The sequence below is a fragment of the Phenylobacterium sp. LjRoot97 genome (assembly GCF_964254345.1).
GTDB lineage: Bacteria > Pseudomonadota > Alphaproteobacteria > Caulobacterales > Caulobacteraceae > Phenylobacterium.
Window position 1 is genome coordinate 510,309 of record NZ_CAXUTH020000001.1, and the last position, 22,192, is coordinate 532,500.

Annotated in this window: 19 protein-coding genes and 1 pseudogene (1 of these 20 running past the window's edge); 13 read left to right on the top strand and 7 right to left on the bottom strand. The window is 67.5% G+C overall.

The genetic code is table 11. The features are described 5' to 3' along the window. Positions 1–23: 23 nt before the first annotated feature. Both ACSQ2H_RS02465 and ACSQ2H_RS02470 read right to left on the bottom strand, forming a co-directional pair. Positions 24–1,085, bottom strand: coding sequence for a 1,9-bis(guanidino)-5-aza-nonane synthase (locus tag ACSQ2H_RS02465; protein WP_293406132.1), 1,062 nt, complete (start codon positions 1,083–1,085; stop codon positions 24–26). 97 nt (positions 1,086–1,182) lie between these two features. Beyond that, positions 1,183–2,436: a type III PLP-dependent enzyme gene (locus ACSQ2H_RS02470; protein WP_436059887.1), complete on the bottom strand. Its 1,254-nt coding sequence runs from the start codon at positions 2,434–2,436 to the stop codon at positions 1,183–1,185. A 221-nt stretch (positions 2,437–2,657) separates the two neighbouring features. On the opposite strand from ACSQ2H_RS02470, the gene ACSQ2H_RS02475 reads away from it, so the two are divergent. The 6 genes from ACSQ2H_RS02475 (at position 2,658) to ACSQ2H_RS02500 (ending at position 8,582) form a co-directional block, all read left to right on the top strand. Then, entirely contained in the window at positions 2,658–3,185 is a 528-nt protein-coding gene (locus ACSQ2H_RS02475; RefSeq protein WP_436059888.1) for an N-acetyltransferase family protein, read from the top strand. A gap of 154 nt (positions 3,186–3,339) precedes the next feature. Beyond that, positions 3,340–4,134, top strand: a complete 795-nt coding sequence (gene phnC / locus ACSQ2H_RS02480; protein WP_436059889.1) for a phosphonate ABC transporter ATP-binding protein — start codon at positions 3,340–3,342, stop codon at positions 4,132–4,134. Continuing rightward, the gene (phnD, locus tag ACSQ2H_RS02485; RefSeq protein WP_436059890.1) at positions 4,131–5,153 is read left to right on the top strand and encodes a phosphate/phosphite/phosphonate ABC transporter substrate-binding protein; all 1,023 of its coding nucleotides are present in this window, start codon (positions 4,131–4,133) and stop codon (positions 5,151–5,153) included. Before phnC ends, phnD begins: the two co-directional genes overlap by 4 nt. 9 nt (positions 5,154–5,162) lie before the next feature. Next, on the top strand, positions 5,163–5,972 hold the full coding sequence (gene phnE / locus ACSQ2H_RS02490; protein ID WP_436059891.1) for a phosphonate ABC transporter, permease protein PhnE: 810 nt from the start codon (positions 5,163–5,165) through the stop codon (positions 5,970–5,972). A gap of 270 nt (positions 5,973–6,242) precedes the next feature. After that, positions 6,243–7,514: an OprO/OprP family phosphate-selective porin gene (locus tag ACSQ2H_RS02495; protein WP_436059892.1), complete on the top strand. Its 1,272-nt coding sequence runs from the start codon at positions 6,243–6,245 to the stop codon at positions 7,512–7,514. Between the two features lie 27 nt (positions 7,515–7,541). Next, the gene (locus ACSQ2H_RS02500; RefSeq protein ID WP_436059893.1) at positions 7,542–8,582 is read left to right on the top strand and encodes a substrate-binding domain-containing protein; all 1,041 of its coding nucleotides are present in this window, start codon (positions 7,542–7,544) and stop codon (positions 8,580–8,582) included. Between the two features lie 61 nt (positions 8,583–8,643). Here the strand turns inward: ACSQ2H_RS02500 and ACSQ2H_RS02505 are convergent, their stop codons facing one another. The 4 genes and pseudogenes from ACSQ2H_RS02505 to ACSQ2H_RS02520 all read right to left on the bottom strand — a co-directional run bounded on the left by ACSQ2H_RS02505 (position 8,644) and on the right by ACSQ2H_RS02520 (position 12,168). Then, complete coding sequence (locus ACSQ2H_RS02505; protein WP_436059894.1) at positions 8,644–9,876, bottom strand: bifunctional alpha/beta hydrolase/OsmC family protein; 1,233 nt, start codon at positions 9,874–9,876, stop codon at positions 8,644–8,646. A gap of 11 nt (positions 9,877–9,887) precedes the next feature. Beyond that, positions 9,888–10,985 (bottom strand): glycosyltransferase family 4 protein, encoded by a 1,098-nt coding sequence (locus ACSQ2H_RS02510; protein ID WP_436063536.1) that lies wholly within the window; start codon positions 10,983–10,985, stop codon positions 9,888–9,890. 111 nt (positions 10,986–11,096) lie between these two features. Further along, a pseudogene (locus ACSQ2H_RS02515) lies at positions 11,097–11,288 on the bottom strand (TetR/AcrR family transcriptional regulator); the annotation flags it as partial. A 55-nt stretch (positions 11,289–11,343) separates the two neighbouring features. Next, positions 11,344–12,168, bottom strand: a complete 825-nt coding sequence (locus tag ACSQ2H_RS02520; RefSeq protein WP_436059895.1) for a UDP-2,3-diacylglucosamine diphosphatase — start codon at positions 12,166–12,168, stop codon at positions 11,344–11,346. Between the two features lie 152 nt (positions 12,169–12,320). Here ACSQ2H_RS02520 and ACSQ2H_RS02525 point away from each other — a divergent pair, with 152 nt between their 5' ends. Next, on the top strand, positions 12,321–12,956 hold the full coding sequence (locus ACSQ2H_RS02525; protein ID WP_436059896.1) for a TetR/AcrR family transcriptional regulator: 636 nt from the start codon (positions 12,321–12,323) through the stop codon (positions 12,954–12,956). Here the strand turns inward: ACSQ2H_RS02525 and ACSQ2H_RS02530 are convergent. After that, complete coding sequence (locus ACSQ2H_RS02530) at positions 12,953–14,698, bottom strand: DUF885 domain-containing protein (RefSeq protein WP_436059897.1); 1,746 nt, start codon at positions 14,696–14,698, stop codon at positions 12,953–12,955. The genes ACSQ2H_RS02525 and ACSQ2H_RS02530 overlap by 4 nt on opposite strands. Before the next feature lie 170 nt (positions 14,699–14,868). Between ACSQ2H_RS02530 and ACSQ2H_RS02535 the strand changes: the two genes are divergently transcribed. The 6 genes from ACSQ2H_RS02535 to ribB all read left to right on the top strand — a co-directional run. Next, positions 14,869–16,275: an amino acid permease gene (locus ACSQ2H_RS02535; protein ID WP_436059898.1), complete on the top strand. Its 1,407-nt coding sequence runs from the start codon at positions 14,869–14,871 to the stop codon at positions 16,273–16,275. A gap of 189 nt (positions 16,276–16,464) precedes the next feature. Then, positions 16,465–18,003 (top strand): MATE family efflux transporter, encoded by a 1,539-nt coding sequence (locus ACSQ2H_RS02540; protein WP_436059899.1) that lies wholly within the window; start codon positions 16,465–16,467, stop codon positions 18,001–18,003. A gap of 188 nt (positions 18,004–18,191) precedes the next feature. Beyond that, a complete protein-coding gene (locus tag ACSQ2H_RS02545) occupies positions 18,192–19,520 on the top strand; it encodes an acyl-CoA dehydrogenase family protein (RefSeq protein WP_436059900.1) in 1,329 nt (442 codons plus the stop codon). A 154-nt stretch (positions 19,521–19,674) separates the two neighbouring features. Next, entirely contained in the window at positions 19,675–21,393 is a 1,719-nt protein-coding gene (locus tag ACSQ2H_RS02550) for a class I adenylate-forming enzyme family protein (RefSeq protein WP_436063537.1), read from the top strand. After that, positions 21,390–21,965 (top strand): NADPH-dependent FMN reductase, encoded by a 576-nt coding sequence (locus ACSQ2H_RS02555; protein ID WP_436059901.1) that lies wholly within the window; start codon positions 21,390–21,392, stop codon positions 21,963–21,965. The genes ACSQ2H_RS02550 and ACSQ2H_RS02555 overlap by 4 nt, the downstream gene beginning before the upstream one ends. Continuing rightward, positions 21,962–22,192, top strand: partial view of a 3,4-dihydroxy-2-butanone-4-phosphate synthase gene (ribB, locus tag ACSQ2H_RS02560; RefSeq protein ID WP_436059902.1) — the beginning only. The gene runs 897 nt beyond the window's last position; 231 of the gene's 1,128 nt are visible here — the first part of the coding sequence; its start codon is at positions 21,962–21,964; its stop codon lies beyond the right edge, outside the window. Before ACSQ2H_RS02555 ends, ribB begins: the two co-directional genes overlap by 4 nt.

Here is a 22,192-nt window from a genome sequence, read left to right on the forward strand (position 1 = left end):
AGGGACGCCGTTTTGTTGAGGCCTTAGGCCTTCTTTTCGAAGAGCTTGTTCCAGCGCGGCTTGGTGCGGGTCTTCCACGACCCGCGGTGCCAAGCGTCCGAGGCGATCAGCGGCACCACGGTGGTGGCTTCGGCGAACACCATCTGTTCCCAGGTCACGTCGACCTTGCCCCAGGAGCAGGCTTCCTTGAGCGTCGAGGACGAGCAGGCGCCGTCGCGCACGTCGGCCACGGTGATCTGCACCGCGTACTTATGCATCGCCGCTTCGTGGCCGAGGATCTCGGCGCAGACCACGGTGTCCTGGGCGAAGTTCTTCGGCACGCCGCCGCCGACCATGAACAGGCCGGTGGTGCCGGCCGCCAGCTTGATGTCGGTCAGTTCGCGGAAGTCGGCGACCGCATCGATGGTCAGGTAGGGCTTGCCTTCCTTCATGCGCTCGACCTGGTGCTTGACCAGACCAAAGCCCGCCGACGAGTCGACGAAGGCCGGGCAGAAGATCGGCACGCCTTCGCGATAGGCGGTCTCGATCAGCGAGTCCGGCTTCTTGGCGTTGCCCGCCGCCAGCCACTTGCCCATTTCCCAGATGAACTCGCGCGACGAGTAGGGGCGCGGCTCCAGCAGGTTGCAGATCTCGTAGATCGTGCCGTCGCAGTTCTGGAGTTCTTCTTCGTCGATGTAGGTGTCGTAGATGCGGTCGATGTAGAGGTCGCGCAGGTCGCGGTCGTCGACGTCCGACTGGGCTTGATAGTGCTTGAAGCCGAGGGCTTCGAAGAAGTCCATGTCGACGATCGAGGCGCCGGTCGCGACGATCGTGTCGATCATCCCGTACTTCACCATGTCGCGGTAGATGTGCATGCAGCCGCCGGCGCTGGTCGAGCCCGCGAGGGTCAGCCAGGTCGAGCATTCCTTGTCTTCCAGCGACATCGACCAGATGTCGGCGGCGCGCGCGGTGTCGCGGCTGGTGAAGCTCATCTTGCGCATCGCGTCGACGATCGGGCGGGCGTCGTACTGGTCGATCGCCACGTGCTCGACGGTGTTGGCCAGCAGCTCGGCCTTGCGGTTCGACTTTTGAACGTCAGCGTTCATTCTCTGAGACCTCTAGAGTTTGAGCGCCCGTCCAAAATGGAAAAGGCGCGGCCGGGACGGAGCGACCGGCCGCGCCTATAACTTTCCAGCGCCCGGCTTATTTCCGCCGACGCTTCTTTCCGCGCGCACGCGACAGCTTCACGACATTCTGGTTCTCCTGGCGGGGAACCGGAATGGAGCGGCGGGCCAGACCGTACATCGAGGCCATAGGGGCGTCGGAGGCCTCGACGGTTTCGGCGTCGCCGTAACCGTTGAAGCGGGTGTTCATCGCCACGCCGTAGGCGCCGAGCATGCCGATCTCGACATAGTCGCCCTCGCGCACATCCTCCGGCAGCCAGAACGGGCCGGGCATGTGGTCGAGGGAGTCGCAGGTCGGACCCCAGAAGCGATAGGGCTTCAGCGGCCCCTCGACTTCCTTGGCCTCGCCGTCCTCGCTGCGGAGCAGCTTGACCGGAAAGGGCCATTTGGTGTGCGCGGCGTCGAACAGCGAGCCGTACGACCCGTCGTTCAGATAGAGCGCGTCGCCCTTCTTGAGTTCGACCTTGGTGAGGATCGACGAGCCTTCGGCGACCAGCGCCCGGCCGGGTTCGCACCACAGCTCGGTCGTCTCGTGCACCATCATCTCGGCGAAGCCGCGGTCGATGGAGTCCATGTAGTCGGCCAGGTCCGGCGGAACCATGCCGGGATAGACCGACGGGAAACCGCCGCCCACGTCCACCACGTCGGCGAACACGCCGGCGCGGACCAGGGCCCGAGAGGCCTGGGTCATGGCTGCCTGATAGGCCGTAGGCCGCATGCACTGGCTGCCGACGTGGAACGAGACGCCCATCAGGTCCTGGGTCGCGCGGCGGGCGGCCAGCAGCAGGCCGGGGGCCTGGTGTTGGTCGACGCCGAACTTGCCGGCCAGCGAATAGGCCGCGCCCTCGGCGGCGACGCCGAGACGGACGATGAGGTTGAGGTCCTTGGCCCCCTGGGTCGCGGCGAGGATCTTCTCGAGTTCCTCGTGCGTGTCGAGGGAGAAGGTCTTCACGCCGTGATCGAAGTAGGCGGCCGCAATCGCCGCGCGGCTCTTGACCGGATGCATGAAGGCCATGCGGGACCCGGGCGCGTGCTGCGCGACAAGCTCGATCTCGGGGACCGAAGCCACATCGAAGGACGTTACGCCGTTTTCAACGAGGGCCTTGATGACCCACGGAGAAGGATTGGCCTTCACCGCGTAGAAGACGTCGCCTTTGAAATTTTCCTGGAACCAGCGCGCCGCTACCGCCACCGCGTCCGGTCGCGCAATGGCGACAGGGCGTTCCGGTGGCCGCTCACGGACCAGGTCCAGGGGCGTATGGTACGTGCGCAATTCACGTAGCCCCCATTGGCAGTTGAACCCAGACCGGCGTTAGCAGCGCTTTTTCAGGACATCGGGTCCGCCGGAGCCGTGCGAAATAGGGGCGATGACCCCCGATGTAAAGGGGTTTGTTTCTTCGCCCAAAAATTGTCATCAAACCCAAGCCGGGCCAGGACTTGCGAGGGGGGCGCCGCGATATGGTTTCGAGGGATTTTACGGAGGCCGCGATCGCTTTGCGTACAGCGGTTTTCGCCGATGCCGCCCACATCGCCAGGCTGCACGACGAGGTCTGGCGCGCGACCTATCGCGACCTTGCGACGAAGGCGGCCTGGGACGGACTGACGGAGGCCGTGCGCCGGGCCCGCTGGGAGGAAGTGCTCGGCGAGGAGCATCCGCAGCGCACGACCCTGGTCGCCGAGCGCGGCGGACGCATCGTCGGGTTCGGCTCGGCCTGCGCGCCGACCGAAGAGGCGTTCGGCGGCCGCGGCGAGGTCCGCTGGCTGCATGTCGATCCGGCGGCCCAGGGCGGCGGGATCGGGCGGCGGCTGATGAGCGCGCTGACCCAGCAGCTCGCCGACTGGGGCTATGGCGGTTGCGCGCTGGCGGTGGTGGTCGGCAACGCGCCCGCGATGCGGTTCTACGAACAGCTGGGCGGGCGGCGAGCCGGCGGCTTCACCGATCCTGGGCCGCTATGGCGCTCCGAAAACATCGTCTTCGTCTGGGATGAGCTTTCGCCGCTGATCGGCGAGGGTCACTACTGACCCGCAACCAGCACTCGGAGACCTGTGACGGGCGGTGATACTATCGCGTGCTGGACCGAAAGCGGGGCCTCGTGTCATGAAGCCGTCGCAGGGGTCGGCGATCACAGCCAGTCCGTACCTATGCGCGCGCTGATCCGGGGAAGCCTCGCCATCTATGTCTGAAGCCGCCGTACTGTCCGTGCGGAACGCCACCAAGAGCTTCGGCTCGCGGCGCGCCCTCGATTCCGTGTCTCTCAATGTCAGCAAGGGTGAGATGATCGCCCTGATCGGGCCTTCGGGCTCGGGCAAGTCGACGCTGCTGCGCTCGATCAGCGGCCTGCAGACCATCGACAGCGGCGCCGGCCGCATCGAGGCGTTCGGCGGCGTCGTGCAGTCGGACGGCAAGATCAGCGGCAAGGTGCGCGAGGCGCGCATCCGCATCGGCTTCATCTTCCAGCAGTTCAACCTGGTCGGCCGCCTGACCCTGTTCTCGAACGTGGCGCTGGGGTCGCTCGGCCGCATTCCGTTCGTGCGCGGCGTGTTCGGGTTCTGGCCGGGGGAGACCAAGCAGGCGGTCATGGCCGCCCTGGCGCGCGTCGGCGTCGCCGAATACGCCGGCCAGCGCGCCAACACCCTGTCGGGTGGCCAGCAGCAACGCGGCGCGATCGCTCGGGCCCTGGTCCAGAAGGCCAAGATCATCCTGGCCGACGAACCCGTCGCCTCGCTCGACCCGGTGTCGGCGCGCCGGGTGATGGAAATTCTGCGCGACCTGAACCAGCAGGACGGCCTGACGGTCGTCGTCACGCTGCACCAGGTCGACTACGCCCTGCGCTACTGCGACCGCGTGGTCGCCCTGAAGGCCGGCAAGGTCGTCTATGACGGCCCGGCCGCGCAGTTGGAACGCAAACAGCTCATCGACATCTACGGCCCGGAATTCGAGGACGTCTTCTGGGAAGGAGCCCCGCAATGATCGATCGTCGCCTGCTCATCGGCAGCAGCCTGGCCGCCCTCAGCGTCGCGGCCTGCGGCAAGTCCGAGACTACGACCCCGCCCGGCGGCCCGCCCAAGGTGATCAACTTCTCGATCCTGGCGACCGAAAACTCCACCAGCATGGAGACCTTCTGGAAGCCGATCCTGGCCGACATGGAGAAGTCGATCGGCATCCCGGTGAAGCCGTTCTTCGCCTCGAACTACACCGCCCTGATCGAGGCCCTGCGCTTCAAGCAGACCGACGCCGGCTGGTTCTCCAATCAGTCGGGCCTGGAAGCCGTGCGCCGCTCGAACGGCGAAGTGTTCGCGCGCACCTTCGATCCCAGCGGGTCGGACGGCTACAAGTCGCTGCTGATCGTGCCGGCCAGCTCGAAGACGACGCTGGAAGACGTGCTGAAGTGCGACAAGACCCTGACCTTCGGGATCGGCGACGCCAAGTCGACCTCCGGCACGCTCGCGCCGATGACCTATCTGTTCGCGCCGAAGGGCATCCGTCCCGAGGCCTGCTTCAAGCAGGTCCGCGCCGCCAACCACCAGGCCAACCTGTTCTCGGTGGCCAAAGGCGTGCTGGACGTGGCCACCAACAACTCCACCGCCCTGCGCCTGCAGCGCGAGCGCGGCTCGCCGGTCGCCGACCAGGTGCGGGTGATCTGGGAAAGCCCCAAGCTGCCGGAAGACCCGATCATCTGGCGCAGCGACCTGGACCCCGCGGTGAAGGAAAAGCTGCGCCAGTTCTTCCTGACCTACGCCCAGGGCGAAGGCCCGGAGGCCGAACGCCAGCGCAAGCTGCTGGCGGCGCTGTCGATCGGCGGCTTCCGCCCGGCCGACAACTCGCACCTGCTGCCGGTGCGCGAGATGGAGGCGACCGAGCAACTGCTGACGGCCCGCAACGCCGGCGACAAGGTCAAGGAAGCCCAGGCCCAGAAGTCGCTCGACACCATCGCGGCCGAGCGCGCGGCGCTGGAGGCCAAGACCGGCCAGCCCGTCGCGGCCCAGTAGGACATTTCCGTGACCGCCAGCGTGACCAACACCGACCTCCTGAAGCCGCCCTCGCGGCCCCTGGGCCAGCAACTGTTCGACCTCGGCCTGTGGGGCGGGATCATCGTGCTGCTGGTGATCAGCTTCGGGCCTGCCGAGATGAGCAAGCTGCCGAAGCTGTTCGCCAACTCGGACAACATGCGGCAGTTCGGCCGCGAGTTCCTGCATCCGGACTTCAGCGACTGGACGTTCCTGGTCAGTCAGATGTGGCTGACCGTTCAGATCGCGCTGTGGGGCACGGCCATCGCCGTGCTGATCGCGGTGCCGCTCGGCCTGCTGGGCGCGCGCAACGTGACGCCGTCCTACGTCCAGCTGCCGATCCGCCGGCTGATGGACGTGCTGCGTTCGGTGCCGGACCTGGTCATTGGCACCATCTTCGTCGTCGCCGTCGGCCTGGGGCCGTTCGCCGGGGTCATGGCGCTGGCGCTGAACACCGGCGGGGTGCTGGGCAAGCTGTTCTCCGAGGCGGTCGAGTCGATCGACAAGGGCCCGGTCGAAGGCGTGCGCGCCACCGGCGCAGCGCCCCTGCAGGAGGTGGTCTGGGGGGTGATCCCGCAGGTCGCGCCGCTGTGGACCTCGTACGCGCTCTACCGGTTCGAATCGAACAGCCGGGCGGCCACGGTGCTCGGCCTGATCGGCGCCGGCGGCATCGGCCAGATCCTGTTCGACAGCCTCAACTCGTTCTCGTACTCGCGAGTCGCGGCGATCGCGATCGTCATCGTGGTGGCTGTCACATTGATCGACCTGCTGTCACAAACCATCCGTGCACGCCTGCTCTAGAGCGTGACCAGAATGTCGCAGGCGGGGCCGATCGTGCGCCCCGCTGCGACGCCGCCGTCGGCGGCCCAACTCTCCGAAATCCTTGATCCGCAAGGGATTGGACGTCTTTTAGAGGCGTTCTTTCACCCGCCCGGCGGGGGCGTCGCAAATCCGTCTTCAAACTGACGATCTGCTGTCGCTGAAGCTTGGCGGAAGCGTCACGGGACCTCGTTAAGCCGCCTCCCAAGCTCTGAAAGGGCTCACGGGGATAGCTCTACAAGGATCCTGAGAATGAAGATCAACACCTCGCTTTGCGCCGGGGCGGCGCTCGGCGTGATCGCGCTCGCCATCGCCGGCGGCGCCCAGGCGCAAGACACCACCACCGCCTGGAAGGGCGCGCCGCAGTGGACCAATGACGACGTGCAGTTCAAGGTCCGCGGCCGGGTGCTGCTGGACTACACCTACCAGGACGTTGATCGCGCCGGCGCGCTGGCCGACTACAAGACCAGCAACACCCGCGGCCGTCAGGTGTTCCTGGGCGTCGAAGGCAAGCTGAACAACTACTTCGCCTACAAGGTCGAGGGCGGTTCGTGGAACGGCGCGGCCTGGGCCTGGGATGACGTCGTCATCGAGTTCAAGCCGACCGACATGACCTCGCTGATGGTCGGCAACATCAAGGCCGCGGGCCTTGAGAACATGACCTCGACCCGCTTCATCAGCTTCATGGACCGCGGCCCGTACGGCGACATCGCCACCGACTCGTACCTGATGTCGGTCGTGGCCAAGGCCAACGGCCTGAACTGGACCGTGACCGGCCAGCTGGCGGGCGACAGCCTGAACAGCGCCGACGTCGACAACACGGCCACCGCCAATCCGGGCAGCAAGGAACGCGTCGGCGTGACCGGCCGCGTGACCTTCGCGCCGATCAACAACGACATCGACAAAGCGCACCTGGGCCTGTGGGCGCGCAGCCGCAACCACGGCGACGAGGCGGCCTTCAACTATCGCGGCCGCACCAACACCAACTACGGCAACACCCGCTACTACTCGACCGGCGCCATCGGCGACACCGACCAGACCATCGCCTTCGAAGGCGCCTATCAGCATGGTCCGTTCTCGGTGCAGGGCGAGTACGCCAGCATGAAGATCGATCGTCTGAAGACCATCCAGCCGGGCGGCGACCCGACCATCAAGACCGGCTACGCCTTCGTCAGCTTCTGGCCGACCGGCGAGCAGCGCGCCTACGACGCGGCCAAGGGCGAATTCGGTCGTCCGAAGATCCTGAACCCGATCACCGCCGGTGGCTGGGGCGGCGTCGAACTGCTGGCCCGCTACGACTATGCCGACCTGACCGACGCCTACGACACTGCGACCACCGCGGCCGGCCGGACGCTGTCGCAGGACGCCGGCAAGTACAAGGGCATCACCCTCGGGGCCAACTACTACCCGACCTCGTACGTGCGTCTGCAGGCCAACTACACCAACGCCGACATCGACAATCCCGGCCCCGGCCGTGACGTCGAAGTCCAGCAATTCCAGGTCCGCGCGCAGCTCGACTTCTAGTCGCCGCGCCTGAAGGAGACTGAACCCATGAAGAAGCTTCTGCTCTGCGCCGCTGCTGCGGCGACCACCCTGGGCGCCGCGGCCCCGGCTTACGCCGCCCGCGACTACGTCTGGGCCGCCGGCTCCTCGACGGTGTTCCCGTTCGCCACCCGCGTGGCCGAGAACTACGCCAAGAAGACCGGCAAGAAGGCGCCCAAGGTCGAGAGCCTGGGCACCGGCGGCGGCATCAAGCTGTTCTGCGGCGGCGTCGGCGACGCCTTCCCGGACATCGCCAACGCCTCGCGTCCGATGAAGAAGTCGGAGTTCGACGCCTGCGCCGCCAAGGGCGTGAAGGACATCGTCCAGATCAAGATCGGCTTCGACGGCATCGTCGTGGCCACCGACAAAGACGGCGCCGACTACAGCTTCAAGACCGAGCACCTGTACCTCGGTCTGGCGTCCAACGTGCTGCGCCAGGGCAAGTTCGTGAAGAACCCCTACGCGACCTGGGACGAGATCGGCACCGGCCTGCCGGGCAACCGCATCAACGTCTATGGCCCGCCGCCGACCTCGGGCACCCGCGACGCCTTCGTCGAACTGGCCATCGAGGCCGGGGCCCGCAAGTTCCCGACCGCCGAGGAACTGCGCTCGAACAACGAGAAGAAGTTCAAGGAAGTGGTCGACCCGCTCCGTAAGGACGGCTGGGTCGACGCCGGCGAGAACGACAACGCCATCGTCGGCACCCTGACCAAGACCCCCGGCTCGCTGGGCGTCTTCGGCTGGTCCTACCTCGAAGAGAACATGGACAAGATCAAGGGCGCCTCGGTCAACGGCGTGAAGCCGACCGCCCAGACGATCGCGGACGGTTCGTACCCCCTGGCCCGCTCGCTCTACATCTACGTGAAGAAGGCCAACATCGGGGTGACCCAGGGCCTGCGGGAATACCTGAACGAGTTCGTCTCCGACGCGGCGACGGGCAAGGGCGGGTACCTGGCGAGCCGCGGCCTGATCTCGCTGCCGGCCGGCCAGCACGACGGCCAGAAGACGGTCGCCCAGAAGCTGACCCCGATGGCGCGTCCCGCCAGCTAAAGGTTAGTCCCAGGAGAGACGTCGGGCGCCGCGGATCGCAAGATCCGCGGCGTTCTGCGTTTCAGGCGCCGGCGCGGCGGACTTCGGTGCGCACCGCCGAGCTGTTCTCCAGCGTGCGATGGACCGGGCACTTGTCGGCGATCTCGACGATCTTGGCGGCGAGGTCGTCGTCGAGTTCGCCCTCGATCGAGATCACCCGGGTGAAGCAGTCGATCTTCGGGCGGACCGGCGAATCGCCGCCGCCGACCCCGTCGCGGGCATGGATCTTCTCGTGGCTGACATCGACCTGGATGCGGCCAAGGGGCAGACCCTTGCGCTCGGCGTAGAGCCGCAGGGTCATCGAGGTGCAGGCGCCCAGCGCCGCGGAGATCAGATCGTAGGGCGAGGGGCCGGTGTCGCCGCCGCCGACGCTCTGCGGTTCGTCGGCGAACAATCGGTGGCGGCCGGCCTGGACGGTGTTCTGGAACTTGCTGTCGCCGGTCTCCATGACCCGGACGTGCTCGATGGGCTCCTCGCCCTGCGGCTGATCGGCGGGCAGGTAGCGGGGCAGCCAGCCGCCGATCACCTGGGCGGCGAAGGCGGCGTCGTCGGGGTCGGTGAGCAGGTGGTCGGCCTTGTCGAGCGAGACGAAGCTCTTGGGATGCTTGGCGGCCAGGAAGATGCGGGTGGCGTTGTCGATGCCGACGGTCTGGTCGATCGGAGAATGCAGGATCAGCAGCGGCTTCTTCATCGCCGCGATCGCCTCGCGGAGGGCGCTGCGGCGCACGTCCTCGACGAACTGCCGCTTGATGGTGAAGCGGCGGCCGCCGAGCTCGACCTCGGCCTGTCCTTCCGACTCGATCTGCTCGAGGCTGGAGCCGAGGTTCTTCAGCGCGTGGGCGGGATCGGCCGGCGCGGCGATGGTGACGACGGCGCGCACCTCGGGAATATCCTTGGCCACGGCCAGGGCCGCCGCGCCGCCCAGCGAGTGGCCGATCAGCACCGAGGGCGCGCGATGATTCTGGCGCAGGTAGTCGGCCGCGGCCCGCAGGTCCTCGATGTTGGAGGAGAAGTTCGTCGAGGCGAACTCGCCCTGGCTTGAGCCGAGACCGGTGAAGTCGAAGCGCAGCACCGCCACGCCGATCCGCGTCAGGTCGGTGGCGATGCGGCGGGCGCCGAGCAGGTCCTTGGAGCAGGTGAAGCAGTGCGCGAACAGGGCGTAGGCGCGAATCGGCCCGTTCGGGCGGTCCAGGCGGGCGGCGAGCGTCGCCCCCGAGTGGCCGGGGAATTCGACGCGTTCGACGCTGACGGACATTGGACGGTTCCCTATGCGGCCTCCGGCCGACGCCGGCGCACGCGGGCCAGCCGACGCAGCTTGCGCCAGAAGCGGGTCTTCTCCGGCTCAGGATAGGGCTGGAGGTTCTTCACGAAATCCTCGGCGCAGGCCTTCCACGAAAAGCCCTCGGCGAAGCTGCGGACCTGCTTGCGGTCGAGCTTGAGAGCCTCCAGGCAGGCCTCGCGCAGGCCCTCGGTGGCGCTGTGGGCCAGCACCCCGGCGCCGGAGCCAGGAATGATGTCGATCGGGCCGGGGGCCGGATAGGCGGCGACCGGCACGCCGGCGGCCATCGCTTCCAGGATCACCAGGCCGAAGGTGTCGGTCAGCGAAGGGAAGACGAAGACGTCGGCGCAGGAGAAGTGCGCGGCCAGCTCGTCGCCGAACTTGGCGCCGGTGAACACCGCGTTCGGATAGCGCTCCATCAGCTCGTCACGCTGCGGGCCGTCGCCGACCACCACCTTGGTGCCGGGCAGGTCGAGGCCGAGGAAGGCCTCGATGTTCTTCTCCACCGCCACGCGGCCGACAGATAGGAAGATCGGCCGGGCGAGGCCGGCGAAGATGTCGGGCTCGTCGTCGCGCTTGGGGTGGAACATCACGGTGTCGACGCCGCGCGACCAGACCGAGATATTGCCGAAGCCGTGGCGCTCCAGCTCGTCCTTCATGGTCGGGGTGGTGACCATCATCCGGCCGGACGGCTTGTGGAACCACTTCATGTAGGCGTAGCCGGCGGCCAGCGGCAAAGGCAGCCGGGCCGAGACGTATTCCGGGAACCGGGTGTGGTAGCTGGTCGTGAACGGCAGCTTCCATTCCACGCAGATGCGGCGCGCGGCCAGGCCCAGCGGGCCCTCGGTGGCGATGTGGATGGCTTCCGGCTCGAAGGCCTTGAAGCGCTCCTGCACCGGTTCGTGCGCGGCCAGGGCGACCTTGATCTCGGGATAGGTCGGCAGCGGGAAGGTCTTGAACTGGTCGGGGCTGATCACCTCGACCGAATGGCCGAGCTCCTTGAGCTCGCCGACCACGCGGCTGAGGGTGCGGACCACGCCGTTGACCTGCGGCTCCCAGGCGTCGGTGACCAGCAGGATCCGCATCGGCTTGTGGCCGTTCTCGCGCGGGGCGGTGATGGCGTCGCGGATGCGGGTCGCCGGCCGCGTCGGCGCCAGGGCCTGAGCCTGCAGCCAGGCCCAGAAGGCGCCCAGCAGCGCTTCCTTGGTCGGGAAGTGGCGATAGACCGTCCGCTCGCCGACCTCGGCCTCTGCGGCGATCTCGGCGAAGCTCAGGTCTTCGAGCGGGCCCGACTCCAGCTTGCGCGCCACGGCGTGCATGATCTGGTCGCGGGTCGCCTGCTTCTGGCGGTCGCGCAGGCTCGAGGCGTAGCGTGTCGGCGGCAACATGACAGCGGGACTGTCACCAAATCAGCAGGACTGTCAATCAGGGGTGATCCGCGGCTCAGGCCGCCGCCGGAGTGGGCAGCGGCTCGACCGGCTCGACCAGGCGAATGGTCCGGTCGATGGCCGACCACGAGCGAAGCTTGGCCCAGTGGAGGATCTCGAGCGTTCCGTCATGGTGCTCGACCAGCGCCGAGCAGCTCTCCACCCAGTCGCCGTCGTTGATATACGCGATCCCGTCGATGTCGCGCATCTCGGCTTTGTGAATGTGTCCACAGATGACTCCGTCGACGCCACGGCGGCGGGCCTCGTCGGCGACCGCGGCCTCGAAGTTCTCGACGAACTGGAGGGCGTTCTTGACCTTGGTCTTCAGGAAGGCCGAGAGGCTCCAGTAGCCGAAGCCCATGCGCCGGCGGACGCGGTTGAACAGGGTGTTGGTCGCGACCAGCGCCCGATAGGCGTAGTCGCCGACGAAGGCCAGCCAGCGGGCGTGCTGGACCACGCCGTCGAACTCGTCGCCGTGCAGGACCAAGAAGCGCTTGCCGTCGGCGGTCTCGTGGATGGCGTCGCGCACCACGACCACGCCGCCGAAGTGGACCCCGACGAACTCGCGCACGCGATCGTCGTGGTTGCCCGGGACGTAGATGACGTTCACGCCCTTGCGGGCCATGCGCAGGATCTTCTGCACCACGTCGTTGTGGGACTGCGGCCAGTGCCAGCCCGAGCGCAGCTTCCAGCCGTCGACGATGTCGCCGACCAGGTAGAGGCTCTCGCACTCGATGTGGCGGATGAAGTCGAGCAACAACTCGGCCTGACAGCCCTTGGTGCCCAGATGAACGTCGGAGATGAATACCGCGCGGTAGTTGCGGATCGCCAGATCTGCCATTCCGTGCCCCTTGGCCGGCCAGAACTGCTCATCGGTTAGGCTGCTTGCATGTCATTCTCATGAAACCGCCCGCGCCCCTTTTGTCGCGGCGCCTTTTGAATTAAGGGTTTGGTTGAGGCCGACCCTCCCCCGGTCTTCCGAAATAAGGTCCGATGGACGCCCGAACCTATCCTGCGAAGGAGACGCCGAAGTCTCGGCGCACCCGCGCGCGTATTCTCGACGCGGCCATGAGGCTGTTTGCTGAAACCGGCTATCACGCGGCGACCAACGCCATGATCGCCGACGCGGCGAACCTGACCCGTGGCGCGATGCTCTATCATTTCGCCAGCCGCGAAGAGCTGGTCGAGGCCGCCATCGCCTACATCGAGGTCGAGCGCGCGCGGCTATTTGAACAGGCGGCAAGCGGACCGATGGCGCCGGGCGTGGACGCCGCCGAGCACGCGATCGACGCCTACTGGGCTCTGCTGCACGAAATTCCGTTCATCGCCTTCGCCGAACTTGAGGCCGCCGCGCGCACCGATGCGATGCTGCGCGTGCGCCTGGCCGACGCCCAGAGCGCCTTCGACCGCAATCAGGTCGGCGACCGGTTCCTGGCGCTGGCGCAGGCGGGCGTCGATCCGCGCTTCCAGACCAGCCGCGACCTTGGGCGCTTCCTGCTGGAAGGCCTGGCTCGCGGGGCGATGACCTATGACGAGCCGGCCCGCAAGGAGCGGCTGCTGATGGTGGTCAAGCGCGCGGTGCGGGTGCTGAACCGCAAGGGCGACGTCCAGGAACTCTGGCCGGACTAGCGCGCCTTCTCGGCCGCGATCCACCCGTCCATCCGCCGCTCCAGCATGTCGAGCGGCATCGGGCCGTCCAGCAGCATGGCGTCGTGGAAGCGGCGGATGTCGAACCGCTCGCCCAGCTGCGCCTTGGCCTTCTCGCGGATGGCGACGATCCTCATCTCGCCGGTCTTGTAAGCCAGCGCCTGGCCCGGCCAGGAGACGTAGCGCGCCAGTTCGACCTCGATGTTCAACGGCGAGAGGGCCGAGTTCTTCGCAAAGCACTCGCGGGCCTGATCCAGGCTCCAGCCCTTCCAGTGCAGGCCGGTGTCGGCCACCAGCCGGCAGGCGCGCCACATCTCGTAGGACAGCCGGCCGAAGCGCTCGTACGGGTCGCGGTAGATGCCCATCTCGCCGCCCAGCTTCTCGGCATATAGACCCCAGCCCTCGGTGAAGGCGGTGACGTTTGCTTCGCGCCGGAAGTAAGGGATGTCGTCGGCTTCCTGGCCGAGCGCGATCTGCAGGTGATGGCCGGGGACGGACTCATGCAGGGTCAGGGCCGGCAGCTCATAGAGCGGCCGCTGGGGCAGGTCGTAGGTGTTGACCATGTAGCCGCCGGCGATCCCCAGCTTGGGATTGCCCGAGAAGTAGCGGCCGGTGGTGTAGGTCTTCTCGATGTCGGCCGGCACAGGCCGCACGCCATAAGTCAGGCGCGGCAGGGTGGCGAACCAGGCCGGCAGCTGATCGTCGATCCGCTTGGCGATTTCGGAGGCCTTCTCCAGCAGCGCCTGGCGGCTGGTGACATAGAACTGCGAGTCGCTGCGCAGGTGCGCCTGAAAGGCGGCGAAGTCGCCCTTGAAGCCGGTCTCGGCGATCACGGCGTCCATCTCGCGGCGGATGCGGGCGACTTCGGCCAGACCGTTCTGGTGGATCTGGTCCGGCGTCAGCGCCGTGGTGGTGTGGTCGGCGACCAGCCAGGCGTAATAGCGCTCGCCGTCCGGCAGACTGCGGGCCGCCAGGCCCCTTCGGGCCTTGGGCAGGTACTCGGTTTCCAGGAAGGTCACGAACTGCGCCTGTGCGGGGCGGAGCCTGTCGGCAATGGCGGCGAGCGTCTGGGCGCGCAACGCCGCCCGCTCGGCGGCGGGGATCTCGGCCGGCAGCCGGTCGAGCGGGGCCAGCAGCGGATCGCTCTCCACCGGCGCGGCGGCCTGCTCGCGGGCGCGGGCCAGCACCTGTTCGACGGTGGCGCGCGGCTGGGTGAAACCCGTCTTGGCTCCGCGCCGGGCGTTGGCGATCTCGGTGGCGTAGTAGGCCGGCGCCGCATTCAGGCGGTCGATCCAGGCGCGGGCGTCGGCGGGGCCGCGCATCGGCGTCGACGATGCGAGATAGCCGAGCGTCCAGTGAAACCCGCCATCCGAGGAGAACGGCATCCGCGCCTCGTCGAAGGCCAGGCTCTGTCGCTGGCGATCGACGGTCCAGCCGAGGAACTCGCGGTTGATGCGGCCCTCGTCCGAGAGTTCGCCAGGGGCGATAGCCTGGGTGCGGGCGGCGAAGTCCTTCAGGGCCGTGGCGCGGGCGGCGTCCGCGGCGGGGGAATTGTCCGGCAGGCGAGAGAGCGCGGCGCGATCGCCCTGCTGGCCGGCCTCGATCGGGTTCTGCGAGAGGCTGTAGAGCTCGTAGTCGGCGATCAGCCGGTCGAGCGCTGCATCGTCAGCAAATGCGGGCGCAGCGCCCAGGGCGAAAACAAGGGCCAGCGGCGCCAGGCGCATAATCAGTCCACCTTCACAATGAGTTCAGGAAAGCTGGCGCCTGCGCTGTCCCTCGCCAAGGTATTTTCGGCTAACAACGCTCGCCGGACGGCGAAGAATCATCCCACTTCAAGCGTAGCGCGCGACGCGTCATGTTCGCGCGACAAGAAAAGAGCCCTCGGGGGAAGTCCATGAGTTTCGTGACGCGTCGCAAGTCGCTGGAGCCGCCGCCGGCCCACGACGGACACAGTCTGATCCCGACACTCGGCTGGCCGCATCTAGTGGCCCTTGGCGTCGGCGCGATCATCGGGACCGGTATCTACACCTTGACCGGCGTGGCTGCGGGCCTAGCGGGGCCAGCGGTGATCCTGTCCTTCGCGCTGGCCGGGGCGGTCTGCGCCTTCGCCGCGCTCTGCTACGCCGAAATGTCGACGATGATGCCCCAGGCGGGCAGCGCCTACACTTACTCCTATGTCGGCATGGGCGAACTGACGGCCTGGATCGTCGGCTGGAGCCTGATCCTCGAATACACCGTCGTTTGTTCGACCGTGGCCGTGGGCTGGTCGGGCTATGCTGGCGGCCTGATGCAGCAGGCCGGCTGGGCCGTGCCGCAAGCCTTGTTGGCCGGACCGCACGCCGGCGGGATCATCAACGTCCCAGCCATCTTCATCACCCTGGTGGTCAGCGCGCTGCTGCTGGTCGGCACCCGTGAGAGCGCCACGATCAACTTCATCCTGGTGATCGTGAAGATCGTCGCCCTGGCCGCCTTCGTCGCCCTGACGATCCCGGCGTTCGACGCCGCGCACTTCGAGCCATTCGCCCCCTTCGGCTATGGCGCGACCATGGACGCCGACGGCGTCAAGCGCGGGGTGGCGGCGGCCGCCGGCATCATCTTCTTCGCGTTCTATGGCTTCGACGCGATCTCGACCGCGGCCGAGGAGACCAAGAACCCGGGGCGCGACCTGACCATCGGCATCATCGGCTCGATGTTCGCCTGCACCGCCATCTACATGATCGTCGCGGCCGCGGCGCTGGGCGCCTCGCCGTTCGACGTGTTCTCCAAGAGCCCGGAACCGCTCGCCTACATCCTGCGCGGTCTTGGCCATCCGCAGGTGGCCGCGGTGGTCGCCGGAGCGGCGGTCGTCGCCCTGCCGACCGTGATCATGGTGTTCATGTTCGGTCAGAGCCGGATCTTCTTCGCCATGGCCCGCGACGGCCTGCTGCCGCGTCGGCTGTCCAGGGTGGGCGCGCGCGGCGTGCCGGCGCCCGTGATCATCCTGACCGGCGTCGTCGCCGCGACCATCGCCGGCTTCCTGCCGCTCGACGAGATCGCCGCCCTGGCCAACGCCGGCACCCTGCTGGCCTTCATCGCCACCGCCATCGCGATGATGCTGATGCGTCGCCGCGCGCCGGACCTGCCGCGACCGTTCCGCACGCCGCTCTGGTGGATCGTCGGCCCGGCGGCGGTGGTCGGATGCCTCTACCTGTTCACCACCCTGCCGGTGTCGACCCTGATCAACTTCCTGATCTGGAACGCGATCGGCGTCGTCGCCTATCTGGCCTACGGCCGGGTCAAGAGCCGGTTGGCGACGGCGTAGGCCCCGGGGCCCGGGCGAGCCAGGGCCGCCCGGGTCGATTTCTCCTGCCGGCCCTGCTTGAGGCGACGCAGGCGCGCGCCTACAGTCGCTTCGCCTGCCGCCCGGGGCGTAAGCAAATCAGCGCCCTCATTTCAGGGGCGAGGTCGGGCGGCCGGACGGCGCATATTCTTCAGCGCCCTGGGGAGCGAAGTGGATTCAGCGGTAAAGAAGGGCGCGTCCGCGCCTGGCGGTCGTCCCGGCGGCATGCAGGACCTGACCACAGGTCCGATCGGCAAGACCCTGATCGTGTTCGCCCTGCCGGTGCTGGGCTCCAACATCCTGCAGTCGCTGAACGGATCGGCCAACGCCATCTGGGTCAGCCACGTGCTGGGCGAGGCGGCGCTGACCGCCACCGTCAACGCCAACAACATCTTCTTCCTGATGCTGGGCGCGGTGTTCGGCATGACCATGGCGGCCAACCTGCTGATCTCGCAGTCGGTCGGCGCCAAGGACGTCGCGACGGTCAAGCGGGTGGTCGGATCGGCTTCGACCTTCTTCCTGGTGCTGTCGCTGTCGGTCGGGGTGGCCGGCTACCTGCTGACGCCCACGATCCTGAAGCTCATGCAGACCCCGCCGGACGCGACCCGCGACGCGATCACCTATCTGCGGGTGATCTTCGCGGCGATGCCGTTCATGTACTTCTTCTCGTTCGTGATGATGGCGCAGCGCGGGGCGGGGGATTCCAAGACCCCGTTCTGGTTCTCTGTCGCCGCGGTCGGGCTGGACGTGATCCTCAATCCGATGCTGATCACGGGCTTCGGCCCGTTCCCGCGGATGGGCATCGCCGGTTCGGCGACGGCGACCCTGGTCAGCCAGACGCTGACCCTCGCGGCGATGATCGTCTATCTCTACCGCACCGACAGCGTGCTGATCCTCAAGCGCGGCGACTGGAAGCTGTTCCGACCCGAGCTGGCGATCATCAAGACGCTGGTGGTCAAGGGCTTCCCGATGGCGCTGCAGATGCTGGTCATCTCCGGCGCGGCGGTGTTGATGATCCGCTTCGTCAACGCCTACGGCTCGGCCACGGCGGCCGGCTACGGGGCGGCGATCCAGCTGTGGACCTACATCCAGATGCCGGCCATGGCGCTGGGCGCGGCGGTCTCGTCGATGGCGGCGCAGAACGTCGGCGCGGGCAAGATGGACCGGGTCAACCAGATCGCCCGCAAGGGCGTGATGATCGCCGCCTTCATGACCGGGATCCCGGTGGCGCTGATCTATCTGGTCGAGCCGTGGGTGCTGATGGCCTTCCTGCCGTCCGACAGTCCCTCGCTGGCGATCGCCATGCATATCAACGCCTTCGCGCTGTGGGGCTTCATTCCCTTCGGCATGGCCTTCGTGCTGAACGGCATCATCCGCGCCACCGGCGCGGTCTGGCCGCCGCTGCTGGGGCTGCTGATCTCGATGTGGTTCGTGCGCATCCCGTTCGCGCACTTCCTGGAGCCTGTCCTCGGTCAGGACGCCGTGTGGTGGAGCTTCCCGCTCGGCTCGATCATGTCGCTGGTGTTGGCCGCCGGCTATTATCGCTGGGGCGGCTGGCGGAAGGCCAAGCTCATGGAAGGCATTCCCGTTGGCTCGGCGCCCGACACCGGCATGAGCCCGCCGGCTGTCGCCGAGGAGACCGAGGCGCTCGACGCCGCGCGTCATGCCGCCGGCGGGCCGAAGATCCCCGTGAAGGCCCCGGCCGAGTAGGGCGAACTCTAGAAAACGCACGTAAGCCGCATCGGCGACGTTGCGTCACGCAAACAAGCGTTTGATAATGTCGGCAAGCGCGGGCGGCTAAGCAGCTGTCCGTGCGCAACAATTCTGGGCGGCTGCGCGGCCGACCATACCGATTTTTTGAAAAACGCGAATTGTAAGCAGAAGATGGGAGACGCCAGATGGCGTGGGATTTCGAAACCGACCCTGAGTTCCAGAAGAAGCTGGACTGGATCGAGGACTTCATGCGCGAGGAGGTCGAGCCCCTCTCGCAGCTCGGGCTGGCGGTGCGCGGCACCCTGGGGCGCGAGAAGTTCATCAAGCCGCTGCAGCAGAAGGTGAAGGACCAGGGGCTGTGGGCGTGCCACCTCGGCCCGGAGCTGGGCGGGCAGGGCTATGGCCAGCTCAAGCTTGGCCTTATGAATGAGAAGCTGGGCCGCAACAGCCTGGCTCCGACGATCTTCGGCTGCCAGGCGCCTGACACCGGCAACGCCGAGATCATCGCCCACTACGGCACCGACAAGCAGAAGGAGCAGTACCTCTGGCCGCTGCTCAACGGCGACATCCGTTCGGCCTTTTCGATGAGCGAGCCGACGGGCGGTTCCGACCCGCTGACCTTCAAGACCCGCGCGGTGCTCGACGGCGACGAGTGGGTGATCAACGGTGAGAAGTGGTTCTCGACCAACGCCCGCTATTCGAAGGTGCTGGTGCTCTACGCGGTGACCGATCCGGACGCCAAGGATCCCTATCGCCGGACTTCGATCTTCCTGGTGCCCACCGACACGCCCGGCGTCGAGATCATCCGCAACGTCGGCGTCGGCAGCGGCGAGATCGGCAACGGCAGCGAGGGCTACGTCCGCTACAACAACGTCCGCGTGCCGTATGACGCGCTGCTGGGCGAGCGGGGCGCTGCCTTCGTCATCGCCCAGGTCCGCCTCGGCGGCGGCCGGGTCCACCACGCCATGCGTACGGTCGGCGCCTGCAAGCACGCGCTGGACCTGATGTGCCGCCGGGCGGTCTCGCGGACCACCCGCGACGGCAAGCTCGCCGACCTGCAGATGGTCCAGGAGCAGATCGCCGACAGCTGGATCGCGGTCGAGCAGTTCCGCCTGCTGGTGCTGCGCACCGCCTGGCTGATCGACAAGCACAAGGACTACAACATGGTCCGCAAGGACATCGCCGCCATCAAGGTCGCGATGCCCAAGGTCTATAACGACGTGGCCACCAAGGCCGCCCACCTGCACGGGGCGCTGGGCGTCTCCAACGAGATGCCGTTCATGCACATGGTCACCAGCTCGCTGGTCATGGGCATCGCCGACGGCCCGACCGAGGTCCACAAGGTCACGCTCGCCAAGCAGGTGCTGAAGGACTACCGGCCCGACAACGACCTGTTCCCGAACTATCACATCCCGCGCCTCAAGGAGGCGGCCGAGGAGAAGTACGCCAAGGAACTGGGCGAGCTGAAGGAAGCCTATCGCGCCCAGCGCGCGGCCGGCGCCGAAAGCGTCTGACGGGTTGTAGCGTTCACGCTGCAACGGTCTAGTGTGTGGGGCGGCTCCTTCAGCGGGGGCCGCCCTTCTTATTTTGAGCTATTCGATTTCGAGGATTTTCGTGACCGACGTTCAAACCCATTCCGCGCCGCCGTCGGCGCCCGTCTGGCCGGTGATGAGTCTGGCCCAAGCCCATGCGCAGCTGACCGCGCCGGGCCAGCGCTTCGAGATCGAGGAAAAGCCGATCCGCGGGATCGTGACCCGCACCTGGAAGAACGCGCCGCCGACCCTACGCGACATCTTCCTCAATGGTCGCACGTTCGCGGACCGCGAGTTCCTGGTCTACGAGAACGACCGCGCCACCTTCGAGAGCTTCGCCCGGGCCACGATCGCGCTGGCCCATCAACTGCAAGCCGACGGCGTGAAGAAGGGCGACCGCGTCGCGGTCATCATGCGCAACATCCCCGAATGGCCGGTGGCCTTCTGGGCCGGGATCCTGGCCGGGGCGATCGTCACCCCGCTGAACGCCTGGTGGACCGGGCCCGAGCTGGAGTACGGCCTGGCCGACTCCGGCACCAAGGTGGCCATCGTCGATGACGAACGGCTGGAGCGGATCACCGCCTCGTTCCCGAATCTCCCCGACCTGGAGAAGGTCTATGTCCCGCGCCTGGCCGGCGAGCCGTCCGATCCCAAGGTGCGGCGGCTGGAAGACGTGATCGGCCAGGTCAACGACTGGGGCCGGCTGCCCGATCAGCCGCTGCCGGACGTCGCGCTCGAGCCTGAGGACGATGCGACCATTCTCTATACGTCGGGGACGACCGGTAAGCCGAAGGGCGCTCTGGGCACCCATCGCAACATGACGTCGAACATCATGGCCAGCGGGATCTCGGCGACGCGCAACTTCCTGCGCGCCGGCCAACCGCTGCCGGAGAGCGATCCGCACAAGCTGCCGCAGCGGGTCAATCTGCTGGTGGTGCCGATGTTCCACGCCACCGGCCTGTCGGCGAACCTGTCGCCGGCGCTGAACTCGGGCGGCAAGATCGTGCTGATGCGCCGCTGGGACACCGAACCGGCGATGGCGCTGATCGAGCGCGAGAAGGTGGGCTCGACCGGCGGGGTGCCGACCATCGCCTGGCAGCTGATCGAGCATCCGGCCCGGGCCAAGTACGATCTGTCCTCGCTGCAGTCGGTGGCCTATGGCGGCGCGCCGTCGGCGCCCGAGCTGGTGCGCAAGATCGTCGAGGTGTTCCCGGCCTCCCAACCCGGCAACGGCTGGGGCATGACCGAGACCACGGCGACCTTCACCTCTCACCTTGGCAAGGACTATGAGAACCGCCCGGCCAGCGCCGGTCCCGCCGCGCCGGTCGGCGAGATGCAGATCCGCGACCCGGCCGAGGGCAAGACCGTGCTGGCCCCGGACGCGGTCGGCGAACTCTGGGTCAAGGGCCCGCAGGTCGTGAAGGGCTACTGGAACAAGCCGGAGGCGACCGCCGAGACCTTCGTCGACGGCTGGCTGCGCACCGGCGACCTGGCGCGGATCGACGAGGAGGGCTTCCTCTTCATCATCGATCGGGCCAAGGACATGCTGATCCGCGGCGGCGAAAACATCTACTGCGTGGAGGTGGAGAACGTGCTCTACGACCACCCCGACGTCATGGACGCCGCGCTGGTCGGCCGGCCGCACAAGACCCTCGGCGAGGAGCCGGTCGCGGTGGTGCACCTCAAGCCCGGCGGGACCGCCGGCGAGGACGAGCTGCGCGCCTTCGTCCGCGAGCGTCTGGCGTCCTTCAAGGTCCCGGTGGAGGTGCGGTTCTGGCCCGAGACGCTGCCGCGCAACGCCAACGGCAAGATCGTGAAGACCGAACTGAAGAAGCTGTTCGAGGGGACCTCATGAGTTCGCGCAAGCCGCTGATCGTCGGCATCGGCGGCACCACCCGGATCGGTTCGAGCACCGAGCGGGCGTTGAGCGTCGCCTTGCGGGCGGTCGAGGCCGGGGGCGGGGAGACCCGCTTGCTGGGGGGCGAGTTCCTCGCCCGCCTGCCGATCTACAATCCGGCGATCGCCGAGGCGACGCCCGAACAGGTCGAACTGGCCGAGGCGGTGCGCGCGGCCGACGGGGTGATTGTCGCCTCGCCGGGCTATCACGGCTCGATCTCCGGGGTGATCAAGAACGCGCTCGACACCCTGGAGATGCTGCGCGGCGATGATCGGCCCTATCTGACCGACCGCGCGGTGGGCTGCGTCATCACCGCTGACGGCTGGCAGGCGGCCGGAACCACCTTGACCACCCTGCGCTCGATCGTACATGCGCTGCGGGGCTGGCCGACACCGTTCGGCGCGGCCCTGAACGCCACGACGGGTCTGTTCGACGCCGAGGGCGGCTGCATCGAGGCGAAGGACGCCTGGCAGCTGGCCACGGTCGGCGAGCAGGTCCTGGACTTCGCCAAGATGAAAGCCCGACTATGACCACCGCTCACACCGACGATGCGCCCTACGAATCGGCGATCTCCCCGATCGAGGACATCATCGAGGACGCCCGCAACGGCCGGCCCTACATCCTGGTCGACGCCGAGGACCGTGAGAACGAGGGCGACGTCATCATCCCGGCCCAGTTCGCCACGCCGGACCAGATCAACTTCATGGCCAAGCACGCGCGGGGGCTGATCTGTCTCTCGATCAGCGCCGAGCGGGCG